Genomic DNA, 5,146 nt, shown 5'->3' on the forward strand with positions numbered 1-5,146 from the left:
CCGTGGTACGCGAGGACTACACCATCTGCGCCGATACGCATCGCAACTATGCCGCAGGGGCCTATAGCTCCGGCCCGCTCTCGGGGCGGCATGAGCGGGGAGTGCAGTATTTCCAGGAACGGGTCGCCGCGGCACTGGGGCTGTGATAGCCCCTGGAGTCTTTGAACGTCGCGGCAATCGGAGCTCGCTCAATGCGGAGAGCAGATCGGCGAACGCGGCTTCAAGGAAGCCGGCGCCAACTTTGCTCGGCTCCAGGCAAGTGCGGACATGATACTCGCGCCGTGCTAGTCTCGGCCGCTACACATCCGGAAATGCCGTTTTCCTGAATTGCCCTCAGTGGAAGGGAGATCCGATTGTGCTCACTCTGTCCGAATCCGATATTGCGAAGGTCTTGAGTTATGAGTTGCTCATACCTGCGATGGAAAAGGCTCTGTTAGCCTTTTCAACCGGACGCGTCATTCAGCCCGTGCGTAACGTGCTCACCATCGAGGAAGGGAAGCGGTTCCTCGGCGTCATGCCTGCAGCGGCTGAGGAGGGAATGGGCGCGAAGCTGGTGTGTTTCTTTCCAAAGAACGCCGGCACGACGGTGCCCACACATCAGGCGATGATTATGTTGTTTGAGCCGGCATCAGGAACGCCTTTGGCAGTCTTGGACGGGCGGCTCATTACGGAAATGCGAACCGCGGCTGTTTCGGCAGCGGTGACGAAGTATCTTGCCCCCGAGAACAGCAAAGTCCTGGCGCTGCTTGGGAGTGGGGTTCAATCGCATGCCCACCTTGAGGCTCTTCGGCACGTCTGCAAATTTGAAGAAGTGAGAGTATGGAGCCGCACAACGGATCATGCGCGGCGCTTCGCCGAAATGCATCAAGCAAAGGCGATGGATCTTGAATCTGCCGTGCGAGGCGCGGATGTCCTGGTCACCGCAACGAATGCCATAGAGCCCTTCCTGAAGGGCGAATGGCTAAAGCAAGGCGCACACGTCAACGCGGTCGGGTCCCCCCGCCCAACCTGGAGAGAACTCGACGACGCAGCCATGCGTAACACGTTAGTCGTGGATTCGCGCGAAGCCGTATTCAAGGAGTCGGGCGATGTAATACTGTCCGGGGCCACAATCTTTGCGGAAGCGGGCGAGCTCTTTTCAGGCTCAAAAGGACTGGAACGGTCGTCAACGACCATTTTCAAATCGGTCGGAATCGCCGTCGAAGACATCGCGACGGCGCGACTGGTTTACGATCTCGTTGAGTGCAGTTCGACTCGACCGACGGCGGCCCATGCGGAAATCGCATAGGCCCGAACGTCCAGCATGAAGGCGCAAAGCCGCAAGCAAAGTCGGATCTCCCGGCTCGCGCCGCCAACCGGCATGTCAGCCAAATCACCAGCTGCAGCATGTCCTCGTCGGTCGTGCCAGGATGGGCGGCGATGAAATACGAAATGAGATAGTATTTCTTGCCGGCTTCCTTGGCGGCTGCGTCGAACATCTCCTTGAAGCGGTCATAGGTGCCGATGCCGGGCTTCATCATCTAGTCGAGCGGCCCGCGTCGTCGCCTGCGACGACGTGGAGGGCCGCCGAAGGCGCGGCGCCGAGCGCTTCCGGCGGGCAGGGCTGCACAATATCGAAACCCGGCTTCTGGCCAGCGAGACCGATAAGTGGGTCAAGCGCCACAAGGGTGGTTTCGATCGCGTGCTGGTGGACGCCCCATGCAGCGGCACCGGCACATGGCGGCGCAATCCCGATGCTCGCTGGCGCGCGACGGAAGAACAGGGGCTGGACAATCTGGTGCCGCTGCAGGCCCGGATCCTGACGAGCGCGGCGCGTCTGGTGAAGCCGGGCGGCCGGCTTGTCTACGCGACATGCTCCTTGTTGCCGTAGGAGAACGAGGAACAGGTCGCCGCTTTCCTCGCCGCGCATCCCGCTTTTCGTGCCGTGCCGCTGCGCGAGGCCGCGCCACAACTGACGAATTCAGCCCATCCCGACTATCTATCACTGACGCCCGCGCGCAACGACACCGACGGCTTCTTTGCCGCTGTCATGCAACGGGAGGCGCCGCCACCAGGCTAGGGCTGAAACAGGACAATAGCGGTGTGGCTGGTGAAACGGCGGCTGATATTCAAGAACTGGAGGCCGCTGGGGGGCCATTCACACAGCCATTCGCGATCCATTTTTGAATGGCCCGAATGGGGCCGCAAACGGAAAGTCCGCTCCCGAGGCAAGCCAGATCGTAAGTGAACTTGTCCTCCGACCAAAATCGGCGCTGCAGTACGGCGCAGCTGTCGTCCTGCCACTATCCACCACGACACAACCTCATTGTGTCGCGGGTCCAACCCAGCGATTGTTCTCCATGACAATACGACAGTCAGTGATCTTCGCTTTTTCACACCGAGAAATCGCTGCAGCGCGGCCCGCCACAAAATCCATCGTGCCGTCATACATGTAAAAGGCTCGCCTCGTGCTTGGCGAGAAAGACATTATTTTCGATACTGGCGCAGATAAGTACTGCTGCGCGAAACGGAGCCATCTACTTCCGATATTAAGACGCTTTTGTATATTTGACGCGTCGTCGTAACTCCAAGTCGGCAGGTGATTATACTGAAGGAAGTAATCTAATTTATCGAGCCACTGCACCCCTCCTCCAAGAAAAAGGCCATGGCCTTCCTTCTGAAAGGGATCGATTTCCTTCAGCGACAAGTTTGCACCGCCTTCGATGAAGGCGGTTTGCATACGATCAACCACCGCTGGCCCGAAATATTCGTCGTTCTTCGCATAAAGCCACAGATTGGGGACATGGCTGGTTGCGCCATAGGCCCTATATGTCTCTACCAGCTTGTCCTCCCATCCTGCGCAATTGAGGTGCAGGCCACCAGAAACACTCACAACCCCGACCAGGCCGGCTGGATTGCGAGCACCCAGCGCTACCGCAGTCGCTCCTCCCATGGAATCGCCCATGGCAATGATGCGCGATGAATCGACGTCCGGCCTTTTCTTCAACACGTCAATCACCGCTTGCAGATCATCCGCTGCCGCCTCGAGGTCCAGTTTGATATGGGGCTTCTCGCAGGTATCCTTCAGGAAAGGGCCATCCGATCGGCCATATCCCCTCCGGATCACAACAACCGCCAGCCAGCCTCTGGCGGCCATATCACGGGCTCGCCAACTGAAATTTTCAACGCTCTTGGCCCGGTTCTCACTGATGGACAAGGCTGTGCCATGCGTAATCAGCGCAACCGGCAAAGGTCCTTTAGCTTCCGATTTCTTCACCACAAGGCTGTCGAGACGATAGGGTTTGCCGTCTATCACCACATGAAGAAACTCATGAGTTTCGGTGAAGTCGGGGTTTTCAGCGGCCATGGCGTTGGCACAAAGCAACAAGCCGGCCATAGCCATCAATGCAAAGGCAAGACTCCTCCACATCATCGCACTCAACGGGGGCACCTGCAGTTTGCAAATTACGCTTTCGAGCAGCACGGTCACCCAGTACATCCAACCGTCATCAAATAAAACGGAATTGCCACTGACAAAAGCCGCGCCCCGTATCACCCTGCAAAGCAGGCAAGCTGAATGGACTGTGCAGGCAAGTCAACAGCGTCATGAGGTTGCGCTGATACTTGGACCAGGGGTGACGGACAAATATCCGTGAATACTGCGGCGGTTCGCACCAAAGCCACACTTAAGAATAGGCCCCCGTGGGGTTGGGGTGCTTTCAGGCGGGTGAAAGGCCTGATTTGGATGACTGAAACGAGCCGCAATGCTGTCGGCGAAATCGAATCTTCGTATGGCTCGGATCGCCAACCGCCAGGTCAGCTATGCTGACGAAGCGGTACAGAGACCGCCGGCCCCCCCGCCTCACTTCTTCAGAAACGGCACGCCCTTCGTGGTGAATCTCTGCCCCCTGGCTATCGGCCGCATGGGGCGCTTCGTGCCGGCGGCCTTGCCGGTTCCGGGCGGCTGGTGGGAGGGCACGAGCTGGTCGGGGCGAGGGCCGATGAGGTCGGCGCGGCCCATCTCCTTCAAGGCATCGCGCAGCAGCGGCCAATTGTCGGGGTCGTGGTAGCGCAGGAACGCCTTGTGCAGCCGGCGCTGCCGCCCGCCGCGAACGGTCTCGACCTTGTCGGTGGCGCCGCGCCGCACACCCTTCAGCGTGTTGACGCCGGTGTGGTACATCGCCGTCGCCGTCGCCATCGGCGAAGGCAGGAAGGTCTGCACCTGGTCGGCGCGGTAGCGGTTCTTCTTCAGCCACAGCGCCAGGTGCAGCATGTCCTCGTCGGTCGTGCCGGGATGGGCGGCGATGAAATACGGAATGAGATAGTATTTCTTGCCGGCTTCCTTGGCGGCTGCGTCGAACATCTCCTTGAACTTGTCATAGGTGCCGATGCCGGGCTTCATCATCTTGTCGAGCGGCCCGCGCTCGGTGTGCTCGGGCGCGATCTTGAGGTAGCCGCCGACGTGGTGGGTCACCAGCTCCTTGACATATTCGGGGCTCTTGACGGCGAGGTCGTAACGCACGCCGGAAGCGACCATCACCTTCTTGACGCCTTTCACCTCGCGGACCTTGCGGTAGAGCCGGATCAGGTCGTCATGCGAGGTGTTGAGGTTGGGGCAGATGTCGGGGAACACGCAGGACGGCAGGCGGCATGCCGCCTCGATCTTGGGGTCCTTGCAGGCCATCCGGTACATGTTGGCGGTCGGCCCGCCGATGTCTGAGATGACACCGGTGAAGCCCGGGGTCTTGTCGCGGATCTTCTCGATCTCGCGCAGGATCGAGCCTTCGGAGCGGTTCTGGATGATGCGGCCTTCGTGCTCGGTGATCGAGCAGAAGGTGCAGCCGCCGAAGCAGCCGCGCATCACCGTCACCGAGAACTTGATCATGTCCCAGGCGGGGATCTTGGCATCGCCGTAGGACGGGTGCGGCGCGCGCGCATAGGGCAGGTCGTAGACGGCGTCCATCTCCTCGGAAGTCAGCGGGATGGGTGGCGGGTTGAGCCACAGGTCGCGGTCGCCATGGCGCTGGACGAGCGGGCGCGCATTGCCGGGGTTTGCCTCGCGGTGCAGCACGCGCGAGGCGCGGGCATAGGCATCGCGATCGCCCTCGACCTGTTCGAACGAAGGCAGCCGGATCACGGTGTCGCCGGGCTTGCGGCTCGCGCCCTC

Annotated in this window: 5 protein-coding genes; 3 read left to right on the forward strand and 2 right to left on the reverse strand. The window is 60.3% G+C overall.

Annotated features, from left to right (window positions below; all coding sequences use genetic code 11):
• Positions 1-2 precede the first annotated feature (2 nt).
• The 3 genes from Q0L57_RS34215 to Q0L57_RS05595 all read left to right on the forward strand — a co-directional run bounded on the left by Q0L57_RS34215 (position 3) and on the right by Q0L57_RS05595 (position 1,870).
• Positions 3-146, forward strand: coding sequence for an SRPBCC family protein (locus Q0L57_RS34215; RefSeq protein WP_366940872.1), 144 nt, complete (start codon positions 3-5; stop codon positions 144-146).
• A 209-nt stretch (positions 147-355) separates the two neighbouring features.
• Positions 356-1,288 (forward strand): ornithine cyclodeaminase family protein, encoded by a 933-nt coding sequence (locus tag Q0L57_RS05590; protein ID WP_296739237.1) that lies wholly within the window; start codon positions 356-358, stop codon positions 1,286-1,288.
• A gap of 267 nt (positions 1,289-1,555) precedes the next feature.
• Positions 1,556-1,870: a hypothetical protein gene (locus Q0L57_RS05595; protein ID WP_296739239.1), complete on the forward strand. Its 315-nt coding sequence runs from the start codon at positions 1,556-1,558 to the stop codon at positions 1,868-1,870.
• Positions 1,871-2,302: 432 nt separating this feature from the next.
• Here the strand turns inward: Q0L57_RS05595 and Q0L57_RS05600 are convergent, their stop codons facing one another.
• Both Q0L57_RS05600 and Q0L57_RS05605 read right to left on the reverse strand, forming a co-directional pair.
• A complete protein-coding gene (locus Q0L57_RS05600; RefSeq protein WP_296739241.1) occupies positions 2,303-3,469 on the reverse strand; it encodes an alpha/beta hydrolase in 1,167 nt (388 codons plus the stop codon).
• A gap of 372 nt (positions 3,470-3,841) precedes the next feature.
• Positions 3,842-5,146, reverse strand: a 1,305-nt coding sequence (locus tag Q0L57_RS05605; protein ID WP_296739244.1) for a YgiQ family radical SAM protein, incomplete at its 5' end; no start/stop codon positions are given.

This window comes from Mesorhizobium sp. (genome assembly GCF_024509055.1).
GTDB lineage: Bacteria > Pseudomonadota > Alphaproteobacteria > Rhizobiales > Rhizobiaceae > Mesorhizobium.